Origin of the sequence: Mycolicibacterium elephantis DSM 44368, from assembly GCF_004014805.1 — a bacterium.
Taxonomy (GTDB): Bacteria; Actinomycetota; Actinomycetes; order Mycobacteriales; family Mycobacteriaceae; genus Mycobacterium; species Mycobacterium elephantis.
Genome location: NZ_ATDN01000070.1, coordinates 1 through 449, shown reverse-complemented (window position 1 = coordinate 449; position 449 = coordinate 1). Strand labels below are relative to the sequence as shown.

At 68.6% G+C, this 449-nt stretch carries 1 protein-coding gene; it reads left to right on the top strand.

The features are described from left to right. Positions 1-30: 30 nt before the first annotated feature. A partial coding sequence (locus MELE44368_RS24790; protein WP_306439174.1) for a DUF222 domain-containing protein occupies positions 31-449 on the top strand: 419 nt, incomplete at its 3' end.

Here is a 449-nt window from a genome sequence, read left to right as displayed (position 1 = left end):
CCCAAGCTGCGTGATCGACTCGATATGTGGGTGGCCAAATACGATCCGGCCGCGGTGCGGGTACCGCCCAAAGTCGATGAGGATCGCTGCGTGGAGATCCATCCCGGCGACACCCCGGGCATGGCGATCTTGTGGAGCACCCTGCATTGTGCCGATGCGGCCGCGGTCGATCAGCGCCTGGATGTCCTGGCCGACACGGTGTGTGCGAACGATCCGCGCACCAAGCGCCAGCGTCGCGCCGATGCCTGCGGCCCGCTGGCGCGCGGCGAAGCCACCCTGGCGTGCCGCTGCGGATCCTCAGATTGTCCGGCGCAAGCATCACGACAAGCCGCCGCGACGGCGATCATCCACGTGCTGGCCGAACAAGGCACGCTCGACGCCACCAGCGACACCCCGGGCTATCTGCCCGGGTTCGGGGTGCTGCCGGCCGAATCGGTGCGCGACATCGC